Annotated in this window: 14 protein-coding genes; 7 read left to right on the top strand and 7 right to left on the bottom strand. The window is 42.1% G+C overall.

Annotated features, from left to right (window positions below):
• Nucleotides 1-43: 43 nt before the first annotated feature.
• Nucleotides 44-289: a hypothetical protein gene (locus RT138_RS11795; protein WP_313190841.1), complete on the top strand. Its 246-nt coding sequence runs from the start codon at nucleotides 44-46 to the stop codon at nucleotides 287-289.
• Between the two features lie 41 nt (nucleotides 290-330).
• On the opposite strand, the gene RT138_RS11790 is transcribed toward RT138_RS11795, so the two are convergent.
• The 4 genes from RT138_RS11790 to sufB form a co-directional block, all read right to left on the bottom strand.
• Nucleotides 331-1,551, bottom strand: a complete 1,221-nt coding sequence (locus RT138_RS11790; RefSeq protein ID WP_313190840.1) for an MFS transporter — start codon at nucleotides 1,549-1,551, stop codon at nucleotides 331-333.
• A gap of 294 nt (nucleotides 1,552-1,845) precedes the next feature.
• On the bottom strand, nucleotides 1,846-3,153 hold the full coding sequence (gene sufD, locus RT138_RS11785; protein WP_313190839.1) for a Fe-S cluster assembly protein SufD: 1,308 nt from the start codon (nucleotides 3,151-3,153) through the stop codon (nucleotides 1,846-1,848).
• 48 nt (nucleotides 3,154-3,201) lie between these two features.
• On the bottom strand, nucleotides 3,202-3,960 hold the full coding sequence (gene sufC, locus RT138_RS11780) for a Fe-S cluster assembly ATPase SufC (protein ID WP_313190838.1): 759 nt from the start codon (nucleotides 3,958-3,960) through the stop codon (nucleotides 3,202-3,204).
• Nucleotides 3,961-3,976: 16 nt separating this feature from the next.
• Nucleotides 3,977-5,428: a Fe-S cluster assembly protein SufB gene (gene sufB, locus RT138_RS11775; protein WP_313190837.1), complete on the bottom strand. Its 1,452-nt coding sequence runs from the start codon at nucleotides 5,426-5,428 to the stop codon at nucleotides 3,977-3,979.
• Between the two features lie 327 nt (nucleotides 5,429-5,755).
• Between sufB and RT138_RS11770 the strand changes: the two genes are divergently transcribed.
• On the top strand, nucleotides 5,756-6,226 hold the full coding sequence (locus tag RT138_RS11770; protein WP_093101265.1) for an Lrp/AsnC family transcriptional regulator: 471 nt from the start codon (nucleotides 5,756-5,758) through the stop codon (nucleotides 6,224-6,226).
• A 9-nt stretch (nucleotides 6,227-6,235) separates the two neighbouring features.
• Nucleotides 6,236-7,300, top strand: a complete 1,065-nt coding sequence (locus RT138_RS11765) for a DUF6695 family protein (protein ID WP_313190836.1) — start codon at nucleotides 6,236-6,238, stop codon at nucleotides 7,298-7,300.
• A 4-nt stretch (nucleotides 7,301-7,304) separates the two neighbouring features.
• Here RT138_RS11765 and ung read toward each other — a convergent pair whose 3' ends face one another.
• Complete coding sequence (ung, locus tag RT138_RS11760; protein WP_313190835.1) at nucleotides 7,305-7,976, bottom strand: uracil-DNA glycosylase; 672 nt, start codon at nucleotides 7,974-7,976, stop codon at nucleotides 7,305-7,307.
• A gap of 96 nt (nucleotides 7,977-8,072) precedes the next feature.
• Between ung and RT138_RS11755 the strand changes: the two genes are divergently transcribed.
• Nucleotides 8,073-8,612, top strand: coding sequence for a DUF2892 domain-containing protein (locus RT138_RS11755; RefSeq protein WP_185212923.1), 540 nt, complete (start codon nucleotides 8,073-8,075; stop codon nucleotides 8,610-8,612).
• Nucleotides 8,613-8,773: 161 nt separating this feature from the next.
• On the opposite strand, the gene RT138_RS11750 is transcribed toward RT138_RS11755, so the two are convergent.
• Both RT138_RS11750 and RT138_RS11745 read right to left on the bottom strand, forming a co-directional pair.
• Nucleotides 8,774-9,934 carry a dipeptidase gene (locus tag RT138_RS11750; protein WP_313190834.1) on the bottom strand — a complete coding sequence of 387 codons (1,161 nt, stop codon included), beginning with the start codon at nucleotides 9,932-9,934 and terminating at the stop codon, nucleotides 8,774-8,776.
• Nucleotides 9,934-11,664 (bottom strand): serine hydrolase domain-containing protein, encoded by a 1,731-nt coding sequence (locus RT138_RS11745; RefSeq protein ID WP_313190833.1) that lies wholly within the window; start codon nucleotides 11,662-11,664, stop codon nucleotides 9,934-9,936. Before RT138_RS11745 ends, RT138_RS11750 begins: the two co-directional genes overlap by 1 nt.
• Before the next feature lie 88 nt (nucleotides 11,665-11,752).
• On the opposite strand from RT138_RS11745, the gene xseA reads away from it, so the two are divergent.
• The 3 genes from xseA to RT138_RS11730 all read left to right on the top strand — a co-directional run bounded on the left by xseA (nucleotide 11,753) and on the right by RT138_RS11730 (nucleotide 16,152).
• Nucleotides 11,753-13,024, top strand: coding sequence for an exodeoxyribonuclease VII large subunit (xseA, locus tag RT138_RS11740; RefSeq protein ID WP_313190832.1), 1,272 nt, complete (start codon nucleotides 11,753-11,755; stop codon nucleotides 13,022-13,024).
• A complete protein-coding gene (gene xseB / locus RT138_RS11735) occupies nucleotides 13,014-13,241 on the top strand; it encodes an exodeoxyribonuclease VII small subunit (protein WP_313190831.1) in 228 nt (75 codons plus the stop codon). Before xseA ends, xseB begins: the two co-directional genes overlap by 11 nt.
• Before the next feature lie 136 nt (nucleotides 13,242-13,377).
• Nucleotides 13,378-16,152: a TonB-dependent receptor gene (locus RT138_RS11730; protein ID WP_313190830.1), complete on the top strand. Its 2,775-nt coding sequence runs from the start codon at nucleotides 13,378-13,380 to the stop codon at nucleotides 16,150-16,152.
• The last annotated feature ends 4 nt before the right edge of the window (nucleotides 16,153-16,156 follow it).

The raw sequence follows: 16,156 nt of genomic DNA, 5'->3' as shown, positions 1-16,156 counted from the left end.
TGGATAGAATGCCGTCGACTTGTGCGATGGGATTGGCCTTGGAATGCTTTCAATAGATCATCCCATTAAAAGGGATGATCTATTGAAAGATATTCCCGACAACAAGGCATTCTATCCATGTGTGGGAGCCCGTGCGAAAAGCCACCTTAAATGGGCCGAAGCCTTTTGGTTACTTTTGGGCTTCAAAAGTAACAATAGAATTGGTATCCGTGAGCTCCTTCGTCGGTTTGGTTACTTTTGGGCTTCAAAAGTAACGAAGAACCTAAATTTTGTTTTTTTCTTAACTTAATGACATTGCACTCTGGAGTTCGGAAAATTAACAAACATCATCTACTCCTCCTTTGTCCCCAACCTCATCAAACTAGGCGTCATAAATGATATTATCCCCAATAACACACATAGCACACCTGCAATAATAAAGGCATTGGCTACGCCAATATGGTCTGCAATGTTTCCGGCGAATAATAGACCGATCAAACTTGGGATGATCGCAAAACTGAAATACAGGGAAAATACCCGACCCAGCATTTCCGGAGCAATCTCTTCTTGGATGATGGTCATAAATACGGCATTGAATATGGACATGGATGCTCCACCTATTCCTGTCAATACCACAAAAACCATAAACATGGACGCTGGCAACAGACCGGAAAACACAAAGGTCAATCCCAGTAGGATATGCATGTAATTGATCAGCAGGATCTTTCTGAAGGAAACCTTAAAAGCACTCAATGCAGACCCTCCCACCAACATACCTACTCCCCAGATTACTTCAATCACGCTCATTTCAAATTTATCTCCTTTGAAATGTTCGATGGTCAGCAAGGGGAACATAATGGCAACTGGCAGGATGCCCATCATGGCAATGATGGAGTATAAAAACATCCGGTTTAGGCCTTTATTCTGGTGGATGGCCAAGAAACCCAGCTTCAGGTCTCCCCAAACCTGCCTTAATGAGGCTTTACTTTCCGATTTGAAATATGGAATGCTGATAAACAAAAGGCTTGTTATCGCTACTGCTGCACCCAGCACATCGAGGTAAATGACCTGGTTGATGGGTAGGTTGGCAATGGCCAAGGCTCCCAATGCAGGTCCGGCAATGGCACTGACAGAATGCAAAATCTGGTTCACACCTGAGACGCGCAACAGCTGGTCCTCAGGTACCAAAAGCGGAGCGATTGCCTGCATTGCTGGCTGGTGAAAAGCAGAACCTATGGAACGACAGACCATCAGCAGATAGATCAGCGAGAGATTGATGTTTCCATCCTTCAGGGCGAAAGTCATCATGAAAGTACAGCAGGCAATGAAGGCATCTGCGAAAATCATGACTTTCTTCCTGTCCCAACGGTCGATATACACGCCGGCAAATGGACCGATAATGGCCTGGGGCAATAGACCCGAAATGGCGGCAAAGGCAAGGACTTCCGCCGACCTGAACTCAAGGCTCAGCCAGATAATCATTGCAAAATTGACGGCGGAGCTACTTATCAAGGAGACAAATTGCCCTACCCATATATAGATATAGGTTTTAAACCAATGTTTCTTTTCCATGAAATAAAATTGTAATATTTGTACTTCCAGCTAAAAGGAAATTAGCTGATTCATTAAACCGCGTAAGATTTATCTAACTCAATAAATCCAAGGGTCAATAAAGAATAATGCAAATTGGCAAGTGCTCATGCCGCAAATATAAACCAAAGAGGCTGAAGTTCAAACGTTTTAAGAAAAATACTTTCCTAGAGAGGCGAAAATGGAAATGGGATTAAGGTATTCGTGAAAACTGATGACACAAAAAAAGCGTCTTAACTTTCGCCAAGACGCCTTTATACTAAAACTACACTACTATTATTTTCTTTCTAATCCTTTTGCTACCAAGGCTTCTACAAAGTTCCTTACGTTTTCATCAGAGAACCTAGATGTAACGTCAAAAGCAAAGGCATGAACCAACAGGATACGTGCGCTCTCTTCACCGATACCGCGAGCACGTAAGTAGAACAATGCATCATCATCAAACTGTCCCATGGTACAACCATGTGAACATTTTACATCATCTGCAAAGATCTCAAGCTGTGGCTTGGTGTAGATAGTCGCCTTGTCGCCGATCAACATGTTGTTGTTCTGTTGAAAGGCATTTGTTTTCTGCGCATCTTCGCGAACGAAAATCTTACCGTTGAAAACAGCTGTAGATTCGTCCTGTGGAATATTTTTGTACCATTCGTATGATTCACAATGAGGTTTCATGTGATCCACGATGGTATGGTTGTCTACAAATTGATTGTCAGCTAATAGGTTGATTCCATAAAGGTGTGATTCAACCTGTTCAGCATCCAATCGAACGTTTAGATCGTTGCGTACAAAGGCTACACCTGGGAAGTTACAGTTGTAGTTGTTGTACAAGCTGTGTTTCGTTTGGTAAACCTCGGTATGGTTGATGTAATGGCTGTTATTTGAAGCTAACTGCAAATAATAGTGTTGCATCTTCGCATTTTCTTCAACGACAATCTCGGTAACCTTGTTGTTCAGGTTGAAGGCCGAACCATCCAATGTGATAAAGGATTCGATGATTTCGACTTCAGCATTCTGCTCAAGGATATATAGATTACGGGTCTGTGCAAAGAAATCCTGGTTTCCTGTAGCGACATGTACGATTTGGATAGGCTTAGAAACCACCTTATTGCGATTCACCTGTAGGAAGATCCCCGAAGTGTGAAAAGCAGTGTTAAGGGCTACCGTCGTGCTTCCGGTTGCATCTGCATGTTTTGCAAAGTGCTCTTGGAATTTCGGCTCATTTTGAGCCTCTTCGATAGGTTTTACGATCAAGCCGATCTCATCTTCCAAGGAAGAGAAGGCCAAAACATATTGACCATTGATCAGCACTATGCGGTGTGCATCCAATCCAGGGATGTCCGCTGCGCTTAGATCTAAATTTGAAACATCCACATCCTCGTTCAACAGGTAGTTTCTGTTGATCAAAGCATGGATATTCGTGTATTTCCAGTCCTCATTCTTTACAGTAGGGAATCCAAGATCATGAAAGCGGGTATAAGCCTCTTCGCGAAGAGCCTTTACCGCTGCCGTATCATTGCTTGTTTCCAGTTCCTGAAATGTTGAAGTCAACTGTTGGAATAAGGAGTTTGCTACTAATGTACTCATGTTATTTGTTGTCAATCCGCTCATTACCTCGTTTCTTAATACAACTGATTAGGCATTTTGCGTATCTAATTCTTTTAACCAGTCGTAACCTTTTTCTTCTAATTCAAGTGCCAATTCTTTTGTTCCCGATTTTACAATGCGACCATTGTGCAATACGTGTACATAATCTGGCACGATATAATCCAACAAACGTTGGTAGTGTGTAATCACGATAAATGCATTGTCCTTTGAGCGCAATTGGTTTACACCATTCGCTACGATTCGCAATGCGTCGATATCCAGACCTGAATCCGTTTCATCCAAAATAGAAAGCTTTGGATTCAACATGGCCAATTGGAAGATCTCGTTACGTTTTTTCTCACCACCTGAGAAACCTTCGTTCAGGGAACGGTTTGCTAGGTTAGCAGAGAACTCTACCAATTGTTGTTTTTCTTTTACCGTCTTCAAGAATTCTTTTGCTTCCATTGGTGGTAAACCTTTGTATTCTCGGATATCATTTACTGCTGTCTTCAGGAAGTTGATGTTTGAAACTCCTGGGATTTCAACAGGATATTGGAAAGCCAAGAACAAACCTTCGCGAGCACGGTCTTCCGGAGAAAGCTCCAATAGATCCACTCCGTCTAGGAATGCTTCACCTTCCGTCACCTCGTAAGAGTCACGTCCTGCTAATACATTTCCTAATGTACTCTTTCCAGCTCCGTTAGGGCCCATGATGGCATGAACTTCGCCGGCCTTAACTTCTAAATTCAGTCCTTTTAATATTTGTTTATCGTCGATTGACGCATGCAAATTCTTAATGCTTAACATATTCTATTCTATATTTCTATCCTACCGATCCTTCTAATGAGATCGCTAATAATTTCTGTGCCTCTACGGCAAATTCCATTGGTAATTGATTTAATACTTCTTTCGCATAACCATTGACGATAAGCCCTACGGCTTTCTCCGAATCAATACCGCGTTGGTTCAAGTAGAACACTTGGTCTTCCCCGATTTTGGAAGTGGTTGCTTCGTGCTCTAGGGTAGCTGTCTTGTTCTTGCTCTCGATATATGGGAAAGTGTGTGCTCCACATCTGTCGCCAATCAATAAACTATCACATTGGGTGAAGTTCCTTGAGTTGTCTGCATTTGGTCCGATCTTAACCAATCCACGGTAGCTGTTGTGGCTTTTGCCGGCCGAGATACCTTTGGAAATGATTTTTGAACGGGTATTTTTTCCTAAGTGGATCATTTTTGTACCTGTATCTGCAAGTTGCATGTTACGGGTCATCGCCACAGAGTAAAATTCGCCTACGGAATGGTCACCCTTCAGGATCACTCCTGGGTACTTCCAAGTGATGGCAGATCCGGTTTCAACCTGTGTCCAAGAGATTTTCGAGTGGTCGCCTTTACAGATACCACGCTTGGTCACGAAGTTGTAGATTCCGCCCTTTCCGTCTTTGTCGCCAGGATACCAGTTCTGTACAGTTGAATATTTGATCTCTGCATTGCGCATAGAAATCAGTTCAACAACTGCAGCGTGCAATTGGTTTTCATCACGCATCGGTGCTGTACAGCCCTCAAGGTAGGATACATAGGCATCCTCATCAGCGATGATCAATGTACGCTCGAACTGTCCCGTGTTTTCTGCGTTGATACGGAAGTACGTGGAAAGTTCCATTGGGCAGCGAACGCCTTTTGGAATGTATACGAAAGATCCGTCCGAGAAAACAGCTGAATTCAGGGCCGCATATACGTTATCTGTTTGAGGAACTACGGTTCCTAAGTATTGTTTTACTAGTTCAGGGTGTTCTTGTACAGCCTCTCCGAAGGAACAGAAGATAACCCCTTGTTCTTTCAGTTTTTCACGGAACGTGGTTTTCACCGATACCGAGTCAAATACTGCGTCAACGGCTACCACCCCAGCAAGCACCTTTTGTTCGTCCAATGGGATACCCAATTTGGCAAACGTTGCCAATAATTCAGGGTCCACTTCGTCCAAACTATCAAGTTGTTTTTTTGGTTTTGGGGCAGCGTAATAGGAAATGTCCTGGAAATCTACTTCAGGGTTCTTGAAGTTTTGCCAAGTCGGCATGCTCATTTTTAAGAAATGTTGGAAAGCCTTCAGTCTCCACTCCAATAACCATTCCGGTTCGTTCTTCTTCTTCGAAATCAAACGGATGGTATCTTCATTAAGACCTTTTGGAGCGATCTCCATCTCAATGTCGGTCGTAAAACCGTACTTATATTCTTCGAGCTCTAACTCTTTTAATAAATCGTCGTCTTTTGTGCTCATATCTCTTTCACTTTAATGATGGGTTCTTTCCCATTGGTTTTGATTTGCAAAGTTACGGTTTATAATGCAGAAAAAAGCTTGTTTTGTGTTCAACCTACACAGTAAACCGCAAAAAAAATGACAAATGTCATTTCTTCTGCATTAAAGGCTATTTAGAATGATTACATTATGACAATAGAATGATTGATATAAATAAAATCAATTGAATGTTCCTTGAAAGATTGAAGCGGTCTATATTAGACCCTGCCAATAATTCAGAAATACATTTTGTGTTAAACCAAATATTATTTTGTATATTTACTATTCTTTAATTTTATTGAAAAGCCTATGTCTTACCAACCAGATAAAACGGACTTGAAGATTCTAAAGCTTCTTCAGGAGAACGGAAGGATAACTAATTTACAGCTGGCGACCAATATTGGTCTCTCGCCTGCCCCTACGTTGGAGCGTGTCCGTAAATTGGAGAACTCTGGTTTCATCAAGAGTTACCATGCTTTTGTCGATGAGGAAAAGCTAGGATTAGGAATAAAATCATTCATTCAGATCTCCCTTGATTTCCATACCCATAATGCCATTCCTGAATTTGTGGAAGCCGTTCGTGCCATTCCCGAAGTGACCGAATGCCACCACGTGACAGGTAACTGCGACTTTATGCTGAAAGTATATGTTAAAGACATTAAGGCATATGAGGCGGTAATCATGGAGAAGATTTCAAAGATCCCTTTTGTGAAAACTTTCCAGACCATGATGATTATGTCCACCAGTAAAAAAGAACCAATTGTACCATTAGAATATTAATCTTTAAAGATGGCATATCAAGATTCTGCAATCATATTGACATGGCCAGATGCTACCATACGTGGAGATGAAAAATGGATGATGTTTTTCAAAAAAATTGGTATTGTCAAAAATTTAAACTTCAAGGTTGGGCATACCGGTGTCGTCTTGGTGGATCACCAGACCGGCGAGTTGCTCTTTTATGATTTTGGCCGCTATATAACCCCTCGAGGTTACGGAAGGGCACGATCGAAGGACTCCGACCCAATGCTGGAGATCAAGGTCAAGGCTAAGTTCAAGAATGGCCAGATCGAAAATATCCAAGAGATCATTGCTGCAATTGAACCCTTAAAAGGTGCTATGTATGGCGAAGGAAGGGTCTTTTTCAGCGTGGCCAGCGATATCAACTTTGAGATCGCCAAGGATTATGGTGACAAATGCGTAGAGGAGGGTACATACCCCTATGGCGCTGTCGCAAGGAATAATAACAACTGTTCCCGCTTCATTACCAGGATGTTGATGAAGGCTTCCAAGAAATATCATTTCTGGCATGGGATCAACCTGCCGGAAACCATTAAAGCGAGCCCCATCAGCAATATTGTCAATGTTTGCAAGAGCAGGATGGTGAATAGCTATAGCCCTTCGGATGGGTTTCAGTCCTTCAAGATGGACCGTTGGAAGTCGTTCTTTTTTCTGGTTAAACAGCTGGGAGATAATGTGTTCAGGAACAAGGCGGATCTATTGCCCAATGATTTGATCATCGGTGCCGTGAATTTTGGGTCTAAACCTATCACCGTTCCAAAACATGCAAAATATCTTGGCGGCGTAGGTGATGGAGCATGGTACTATCTCCATGAAAGACCGGATGCGCAGATTGAGATCAGCCGATATTCGACCTTAGGCAACCTGGAATACGTTGTTTTGGGCGAGGCGTCCCAGCCTGTTGATTTTCATGAGGATTGGGAGATTACCTATGATAGCCATCTGATGTTTACCCATATCCTGCAGCATAACCAGAAGATTAGGATCAATCATATTGAAGTCCTCTCCACCGAGGATTATAAATTCAAAAACTTGTTGGAAAGATACGCTTAGGTGCCTAAACTTGCCAATCAATGGCCTGTTTCCCATGTTGTTGTAGGTAACTGTTGGCCTGTGAGAAATGGGCGCATCCGAAGAATCCTCTATAAACCGATAGCGGTGATGGGTGTACAGTGGTCAAGATAAGGTGCTTGCTGCTATCGATCAGTGCTGATTTCTTGATGGCATAACTTCCCCACAGCAAGAACACGACATGTTCACTCTGGTCTGATATCGCTTTGATGATCCCATCCGTAAAATGTTCCCATCCTTTCTTCTGGTGCGAGCCGGCTTCGTGAGCTCGAACCGTTAAGGTTGCGTTCAAGAGCAATACGCCTTGTTTGGCCCATTTTGTCAGATCGCCATGGTTCGGGTATTTAAATCCTGGAATGTCAGTTACCAATTCAGTATAGATGTTTCTTAAACTGGGTGGAATGGCCATTCCAGCAGGGACTGAAAAAGACAGCCCATGTGCCTGACCATCGTTATGATAAGGGTCTTGGCCCAATATGACTACTTTCAGGTTTTGGAAAGGAGTCAATTTAAAGGCGTTAAAAACCAGGTCCTGCGGAGGGAAAACCTTGTGCAGGCTTCTTTCCCTTATTACAAACTCGGATAAATCCTGTAGGACAGTGCTGTTGAATAAAGGCTTAATGATAGGTTCCCAAGAAGAATCAAAACGGTCAGACATATGTTTATATAAAATTTTACATTATTTTGCTGTAAACAAGTTGGATACTACGGCAATTTAACGGATATTTGCAAACTTACAGTATTAAGCATAATTATGTCAAATATAGTTCGCATTATAATTTGTAGTTTATTGGTAATCGGAACGGTTGCATTGTTCTGGATTGGTCAATGGGGCTGGGGGATTTTAGCAATCCTGATTACTATTTTAGCTTGGGTAACCGTTTTCTTCAACGAAAAGATGCTTATCGCCCAATGGTTCTTGCGCAAAGAACGTATGGACAAAGCTGAAGTTTGGTTGAAGAAAATCAAGAACTACGAAACGGAATTGATTTCTGCTCAATATGGTTACTACCATATGCTTTTGGGCTTGATCGAATCTCAAAGAGCACCTTTGCAATCAGAGAAATATTTCAAGAAAGCTTTGACAATGGGCTTGCATATGGATCATAACGTGGCATTGGCCAAGTTAAGCCTTGCTGGGATCGCTATGGCAAAACGTAATAAGCGCGAAGCTGAAAAGCTTCTGGCCGAAGCCAAGAAAGCTGATAAAAACAAATTGCTGGAAGAGCAGATCAAATTGATGAAAAACCAAATGGGAATGATGGACAAACAGCAGTTCCGTTATTCTAGATAACAAAATATTTAAAAAATGAAAGGGTGGATTTTTGAAAATCCACCCTTTCATTTTTTAGACAGTAGCATCAGACACAAGTCATTAGAATGGTTAAGACTGCCAACTATCTCAGTCATTTCGGATAGGGAGCTAGAAAGGGTCTTATGTCTTAAGTCTATAACCTATTTCTCATTCTCCTTTAATACCCTTAGGAAGTTTAGTCCCATGATTTTTGCGACATCATCCTTGCTGTACCCTCTTTCCAACAAAGCTTTTGTGAGGACTGGGAATTTGCTAACATCTTCTAGTTGCTGGGGCGGAGATTCAATGCCATCAAAGTCGGAACCTATGGCTACATGGTCTATGCCTGCCTTAGCGACCAGATGGTCTATATGCTCAAGTACATTTTCAAAAGGGGCATTAGCTTCATGCTTTAGCTTTGGCGAAAGGGCCCCATACATCTTGCCTACAGATATTTCCTTGTTTGTACTGTCTCTTTTGTGGGTTTTGTAATAGAGTTTTTTCACTCTTTTCGGGTAATTGGAATCAAGAAATTCAGAATAAAAATTAACACCTACTACACCGCCATTTTTCCTCAGGGCTTCCAATTGCGCATCTTTCAGGTTGCGGTAATGTGGCGTCAATGCTGCTGCATTGCTGTGGGAAACCAATACAGGTTTGCTTGTGATACTTAAAACATCATAAAATGTCTGTTCGCCTGCATGGGAAAGGTCGACCATCATACCGAGGTCGTTCATCTTACGGATGATTTCCTTGCCATGTTCCGTCAAGCCTTTTCCTTTTTTGTCCTTGGTCTTCACTTCCATGGCGGCAGCCGTCACCCAAGGAAGGTTATAGTTCCAGGTAAGGGTCAGATAGCGGGCTCCACGGTCGTAAAGCGCTTCTAGGTAATCAAGGCGCTCCTCAATCATATTGCCGCCTTCTATTCCAATCAATGCAACGATCTTTCCCTCTTTGTTGATGCGTTCTATATCTGTAGAACTCTTTGCTAGTTCGATCTTATCAGGGTTATTGGCAATCAATTTCTCCAAGGCATCAATTTGGTCGTTCGCATGTTTGTAGGCATTCTTGTTCCATTTCTTGTCATCGGACCAAACGGCAAATACCTGAACATCCACTCCGCCTTCTTTCAGTCTGGGTAGATCGGTATGGCCGGTTTTGATTCTTTTGCCGATGTCCTTGCCAGGCAATATGCTTTCGACGATCACATCATTGTGGCCATCCACAACGATCAGGTCTTGGTGTATCTGTTTATAGTCCTGCCCCATACTGGCAAAAATAGAACCTCCGAGAAGGAAGGTCAATAAAAACTTCTTTTTCATTATTTAGCGTTAAAAATGGTTTCATAGATGACATCCTGTATACGACTCCTAACGTTCAGATCATAGATTTTTGTAGATACCTGCGGATGCACTCTATTTGACAAAAATATATAAATCAATTGGTTATTCGGATCTACCCATATACAAGTTCCTGTATAACCAGTATGGCCATATACAGAAGGATTTGCCAATTTAGAAGGATAGTCTACGCCTTTCTTAGGGTCATATCGGTCGAATCCCAAACCTCTGCGACTTGTTTTCGACTGTTTGGAGGTAAAAAGATCGATGGTCTCCGGTTTATAATACCTCACGCCTCCGTATTCGCCTCGATTCAGCAATAGCTGTCCGTAGATAGCGAGGTCATTTGCAGAAGCAAACAGGCCCGCATGTCCAGCCACTCCACCGGCCATGGCTGCCCCCTCATCATGCACATATCCTTGCAACAGGACCTTTCGAAAGGCGGTATCCTGTTGGGTAGGAATGATTTGGTCTTTGTTGAAACGATCTCTCGGAAGATATCCTGCGGTCTTCATTCCAATGGGTCTGTACAAAATATCTTGGACATAGTCCTGCATTGGAGTGGAAGTTTCATGTTCAGAGACTTCCTTCATCACGTACATGCTGATGTCTGAATAGACATAGTTTCCAATAGGCTTAACCGGAGAACTCAACATCTCTGGCCACATAACATCCCTATAGTAATTATTCTTTAGATAGGCATTGTCTGCGACCTTGACTTGATGGGTTTCATCTTTTGTGTGTTGAAGGTCACCCGGTTTCAGGTTCCTGTAGAACGGGATAAAAGGGGTAAAACCAGCTTCATGTAATAGCACGGTCCTGAGGGTAATATTGGCTTTATTGCTCTGTTTCGCTTGCCATAGGTAATGTCCCATGGTGCTATCCAGATTGATGATGTTGTTTTCTTGTAAGTGCATCACAACAGGCGTCGTGCCGGCGATTTTACTGATGGATGCTAAGTCATAGATATCATAGATGCTATTGGCCTGTTTCTTTTCGTAAGTATGGTAGCCGTATGCCTTTTCAAAAATCACCTGACCATCTTTTATGGCCATGACCATCATTCCCGGAGCGGCATGCTGTTCAACGGCATCTTTTGCAATTGCATCGATCTGGTTGGTCATTTTGGCGATGTCCAGGCCTGACTGCCTGCCTTTGCTGTACTGTAGTCGGGTTTGCGTTGTTTTATTCGTTCCAGCAGTGATACCTAATCCCCCGAAGATGGACATAGCTGCATTCTCCTGGGCTTCTTCTTCTAAGCTAGGTGCTGTTAAGATGCTGGCAAATCGGCTTAGGTTGGCAGAAGACAAGCCTATATTGATGTAATTGATATCCTTCCCGAATTTACAGAGAATGACATCCTTTCGATTCACGGCAGATTGAATGACCATCGCCAATTGATCCGGCCTAAACTCGTCTTCCGTACCAGCAACGATTATAGTATTGTAGTATTTCGTATGTTCATCATATTGGTCAAAACCAAAGCTCTTTACTTCGCCATATCGCTGTAATTGCTGGATAAAGGGTGCATATTTTACGCTATCCGTACTGATGACCGCTATTCTGCGTTCATCCAAACGCTTGAAGGGCAGGATGTTCTTTTGGTTGTTCAGAAGAACCGTTTGATTGCTGATGACCTGTTTATACTGCGCTTGACTAATGGAATACCCGCATAACAGGAATATTGTAAGGAGGTTTAAAAAGCGAATCATAATTGTTTTTAGGATTTCTTATTGTAAATGTACTAATAAAACGCACAAACACGCATTCCCGACCTGTAATAATTCTGTATATTTGAGAATGCCCGAATTGATGGACAATAAAACCGTTTTCACACTCCTAGAGGTGTCCCGAAGCATTCAAAAGACGATTGCTGAGCGATACAAGAGTCTTTATTGGATTAAAGCGGAGATGAACAAATTGAACCATTATTCCCATTCAGGGCATTGCTATCCCGAACTGTTAGAGAAAAAAGAAGGTAAGGTGGTTGCTGAAATGCGTTCTATTTTATGGAAAATGGATTATGAACGCATAAACAGGCAGTTCATGGAAGTGCTTGGAGAACCCTTAAGGGAAGGTATTACCATGCTATTCCAGGCGGGTATATCCTACGATCCGCTGTACGGCTTCAGTCTGAAGATTGTTGATATTGATCCGACCTTTGTGCTTGGTGAATTGGAAAAGGAGAAAAGGGAAAGCATCAAGAAACTGACCGAAGAAGGTATATATGACGCCAATAAAAGGCTTCCATTCCCTCTCATCCCTAAACGCTTGGCTATTATCTCTGTTGAAACCAGTAAGGGACTTTCCGATTTCTTTAAAATTATCAACGGTAACCCTTGGGGCTATAAAATTGAATGCACCCTATGTCCTGCACTATTGCAGGGTGATAAATCAATCAGCTCCATTATTAAGCAATTGGAGGTTATTGCCAATAAATTGGAGGATTTTGATGCGGTCGCCATTATAAGAGGTGGAGGAGGAGATGTCGGTTTAAGCTCCTATAACAACTACTTCCTTTCCAAGGCCATTGCCATCTTTCCAATTCCTGTACTCACGGGAATAGGTCACTCCACTAATGAAACCGTCAGTGAAATGGTCGCTTATAAGAATGCCATTACGCCAAGTGAATTGGCGGACTTCCTTCTACAGAAGTTCCACAACTTTGCAATCCCTGTGGATAATGCGTTGGAAAGAATGTTGAGGGCAGTTAGAAGGAGCTTTGAAGAAGAAAATCTAAAACTTAAACATATCGTATCTTCCATTTCTTGGAACAGTAAGACCTTTTTGTTAAAAGATAAAGCGGAATTGAAAGGTCTACAGGCCCACCTGATCAGGTTCAGTAGACAGAACATAAAAGAAAATCAAGCCCAGCTGCAGCATTTGGAAAGAATGCTAGGTATCGTGAATCCCATTCATATATTAAAAAGAGGATTCAGCATCGTACGGATAGATGGTAAATCTGTCCACAAGCTGGATCAAGTTGAAATAGGTTCTGACCTGGAAATCCAACTGGAAGACGGAAAGATCATTTCTAAAGTAATAAACAAAGAATCAAACCATGGAAAATAAATACAGCTATAAGGATGCGTTCGAGGAACTTCAACATATTGTTTCAGACATCGAATCTGGTGATATTGCTGTAGATGAGTTGACAGCTAAGATCAATAGGGCATCCGAATTGTTGACTATCTGCAAGGCGAAACTTACCGCTTCAGAGGAAGAAGTAGAAAAACTATTACAGAAACTGGAGAATGAAAACAAAGCTGGAGAAGTTGATTTTGAATAATCACAACAAGCTTTTTTTATAATTTTCAACGCCTCAGTTCAATCAATCCCCACATAACCTCCTAGAGTTAAAGGAAAAGCTATTTCTAAAAGTAAATATTTTTACGTTATTTTGCGCTGTTTAGAATTAGTCTTAATTGTCTTTGCTCAAAAACATCTACATATTACTAATCTTCCTGGGCCTTCCGTTTGTATCATTTGCTCAGTTATTCTCTATTTCTGGTTCCATTAAGGACAGCAAGGGGCAAGCCTTGGGCAATGTGAATATCGAGATTGCGGATAAACCCAACTTCAGCAGCCTGAGTGATGAACAGGGACTGTTTATCATCCCCAATCTACCTCAGGGCAGCTATCAACTTAAGTTTTCCCATATTGGTTTCAAACCCATTACCCGAACCATAAAGCTCGACAATAATCGTGAGACCCACATTGTTTTCAACCAAGATGAAGTCAATATCGATGAGGTTTATGTCACGGCCAAGGAGTCCAAGAATATAGGTACGAGTTCAATCATCACGAGAGATGCCATGCAGCATCTACAACCATCGAGCTTTACCGATTTATTGGAACTGCTTCCAGGAGGGCAAACCAAGAATCCAGACCTTGATCAAGTCAACGGTATCAACCTGAGGACAGCCAATGGCGCTTCCATGTCCGCTTATTCTACAGGTTCCTTGGGGACCATGTTTTCGGTGGATGGAATGCAACTTAATTCCCAATCCATGGTTGATCCAACCGCTGGATTTGAATTAGGTCAGGGGAGTATGAATAATGGCCGTAGCACTTCCAGTATTGGTGTGGATATGCGGACCATAGCCACGGATAATATTGAAAAAGTGGAGATTATCCGCGGGATTCCATCCGTAGAGTATGGTAACCTGACTTCAGGTGTTGTCCTGATCGATAGAATTAAGGGCTATGAACCTTGGACTGCAAGAATTAAAGCTGATGGTTTCAGTAAACTGCTCGGAGTTGGTAAAGGCTTTGAATTCGGTTCCTATAAACTGAACATAGATGGCGGTTACCTCAATTCCAGAAGTAATGTTACGGATATCTATAATACCTTCAAAAGGGTCAATACCTCCATTAGGGGCGAGAAAACTTGGAACTTAAACAAATATCGTTTCATTTGGAACCATGGACTGGACTTCAATACCACCATTGACAATGAACGATTAGACCCTGATAATGATTATAAACTAACGGATCGCTACAAGAACAATGTTCAGTTCTTCGGATTCAATAATACCTTCAAGCTATTCTCCTCAAATCCTAAATCAACTTTCAGGAATGTAACTTTTGGCATCAATGCTAGGCTGTCTTCCAACCAGATAGACATGCAAAAGCTAGTGCAGGCAAGGACTGCCTCTATTTTGATGAACTCCATGGTTTCAGGAAGCCATGAGGCTATCTTTATGACCCCATCCTATGTTGGAGAATTTAAGTCGGATAGCCGCCCATTGGATATCAACCTTAAGCTTGTAGGAAACTGGAGCTTTAATAAGCTATTCAAACAACAGGTGAAGGCCGGACTTGAATATGCCTATGCCAAGAACCTTGGCTTGGGACCACAATATGATCTAGATTTTCCAATCAGCACTTCCATAAATGCCAGACCGAGATCTTTAAGGTCCATTCCGGCCATGAGCAATCTTTCCCTTTTTGCAGAAGACAGGTTCTTTATCAATATGGGAGATTTTCTGTTCGAAAATAATCTGGGGGTAAGAGCCTTTAGCTTGACCAACCTGGACAAGGAATATGCTCTCTCAGGTAAGGTATTTGTAGATCCAAGATACAATGGAAGGTTGCATCTTCCACAAATCAATGTATTTGGGAAGCAATTGAAATCCAATGTCTTCGCGGGATATGGGATCCAGACCTTGGCTCCAAACCAAAATCTACTCTATCCCCAAAACTTCTATCGTGATATCCCGGAACTGGTATATTATCATAATAACCCAGCATATAGGTTAGCTTGGGCAACGACCAATATTGTCAATCCGGTGAATTATGGTTTGGAAGCAGCGAAGAACATAAAATGGGAAATCGGAACCCAGTTGGATTTCGAAGGGAATACCTTCTCCATTAATTACTTCAATGAAAAATTGGATAATGGATTTAGGGATATCTCCATTTTTGATGCCGTTTCCCTAAGAAAATATAATGTCACTTCTGTTGATCCCAATACCTTGACAGCGAAACCATCAATTGAAGATTTCACCTATGTTGACCAAGCTGAATTTCATTCTTACACTCAAAACTCAAACGGGAGCATCACGGAAAAGCAAGGGCTTGAATACAACTTCAGCTCCAAGCGGATCCAGGGAATCAACACGCGTTTCACGGTAAACGGGGCTTGGTTTCGTACCTACAATGCCAACAATCAGCCGGTCATGGAGGTAATAAGTCCATTGGAAATTACGGATGGAAAAGTAAGGCAATATGTAGGGGTCTATGCCAATGGAAACACAGGAGGGCATTACGAAAGTTTCAATACCAATCTCACTGCCGACTCCTTTTTACCAAAGCTGGGGATGAACCTTTCCATGAGTGTGCAGAGCTTCTGGTACAAATCCAAGCAATCCTTGTTCAGGGACAACCTGCCAGTAGGCTATTTGGACATTGACCAAAACTACCACAACTATACCGAGGCAGATAGAAACGATCCCATCCTGCGCCTATTGGACCGCAAGGTGGACCCATACTTATACAATGAATTTAAAGAACCTATTGATCTGCTGGTCAATTTTAAAGCGACAAAGGTTATCAAAAATAGGATCAGGGTAGCCATGTTTGTCAACAGGCTCTTTATCTACAAGCCTGATTATTCGCAATATGGTAATCAGTTTATCCGACGTAATAGAGCGGAAGATAGCCCTTATTTTGGAATGGAAGTAAATATTAAAATATAATAGA

The sequence above is a fragment of the Sphingobacterium sp. genome (assembly GCF_032065005.1).
Lineage (GTDB): Bacteria > Bacteroidota > Bacteroidia > Sphingobacteriales > Sphingobacteriaceae > Sphingobacterium.
The sequence above is the reverse complement of the archived record's forward strand: the minus strand, read 5'-3'. Positions and strand labels throughout refer to the sequence as shown.

What these genes read in the sequence shown, in the direction of transcription:
- RT138_RS11795 (WP_313190841.1), top strand. Translation starts at nt 44, where the DNA reads ATGCTTTCAATAGATCATCCCATTAAAAGGGATGATCTATTGAAAGAT.
- RT138_RS11790 (WP_313190840.1), bottom strand. Translation starts at nt 1,551, where the DNA reads ATGGAAAAGAAACATTGGTTTAAAACCTATATCTATATATGGGTAGGG.
- sufD (WP_313190839.1), bottom strand. Translation starts at nt 3,153, where the DNA reads ATGAGTACATTAGTAGCAAACTCCTTATTCCAACAGTTGACTTCAACA.
- sufC (WP_313190838.1), bottom strand. Translation starts at nt 3,960, where the DNA reads ATGTTAAGCATTAAGAATTTGCATGCGTCAATCGACGATAAACAAATA.
- sufB (WP_313190837.1), bottom strand. Translation starts at nt 5,428, where the DNA reads ATGAGCACAAAAGACGACGATTTATTAAAAGAGTTAGAGCTCGAAGAA.
- RT138_RS11770 (WP_093101265.1), top strand. Translation starts at nt 5,756, where the DNA reads ATGTCTTACCAACCAGATAAAACGGACTTGAAGATTCTAAAGCTTCTT.
- RT138_RS11765 (WP_313190836.1), top strand. Translation starts at nt 6,236, where the DNA reads ATGGCATATCAAGATTCTGCAATCATATTGACATGGCCAGATGCTACC.
- ung (WP_313190835.1), bottom strand. Translation starts at nt 7,976, where the DNA reads ATGTCTGACCGTTTTGATTCTTCTTGGGAACCTATCATTAAGCCTTTA.
- RT138_RS11755 (WP_185212923.1), top strand. Translation starts at nt 8,073, where the DNA reads ATGTCAAATATAGTTCGCATTATAATTTGTAGTTTATTGGTAATCGGA.
- RT138_RS11750 (WP_313190834.1), bottom strand. Translation starts at nt 9,934, where the DNA reads ATGAAAAAGAAGTTTTTATTGACCTTCCTTCTCGGAGGTTCTATTTTT.
- RT138_RS11745 (WP_313190833.1), bottom strand. Translation starts at nt 11,664, where the DNA reads ATGATTCGCTTTTTAAACCTCCTTACAATATTCCTGTTATGCGGGTAT.
- xseA (WP_313190832.1), top strand. Translation starts at nt 11,753, where the DNA reads ATGCCCGAATTGATGGACAATAAAACCGTTTTCACACTCCTAGAGGTG.
- xseB (WP_313190831.1), top strand. Translation starts at nt 13,014, where the DNA reads ATGGAAAATAAATACAGCTATAAGGATGCGTTCGAGGAACTTCAACAT.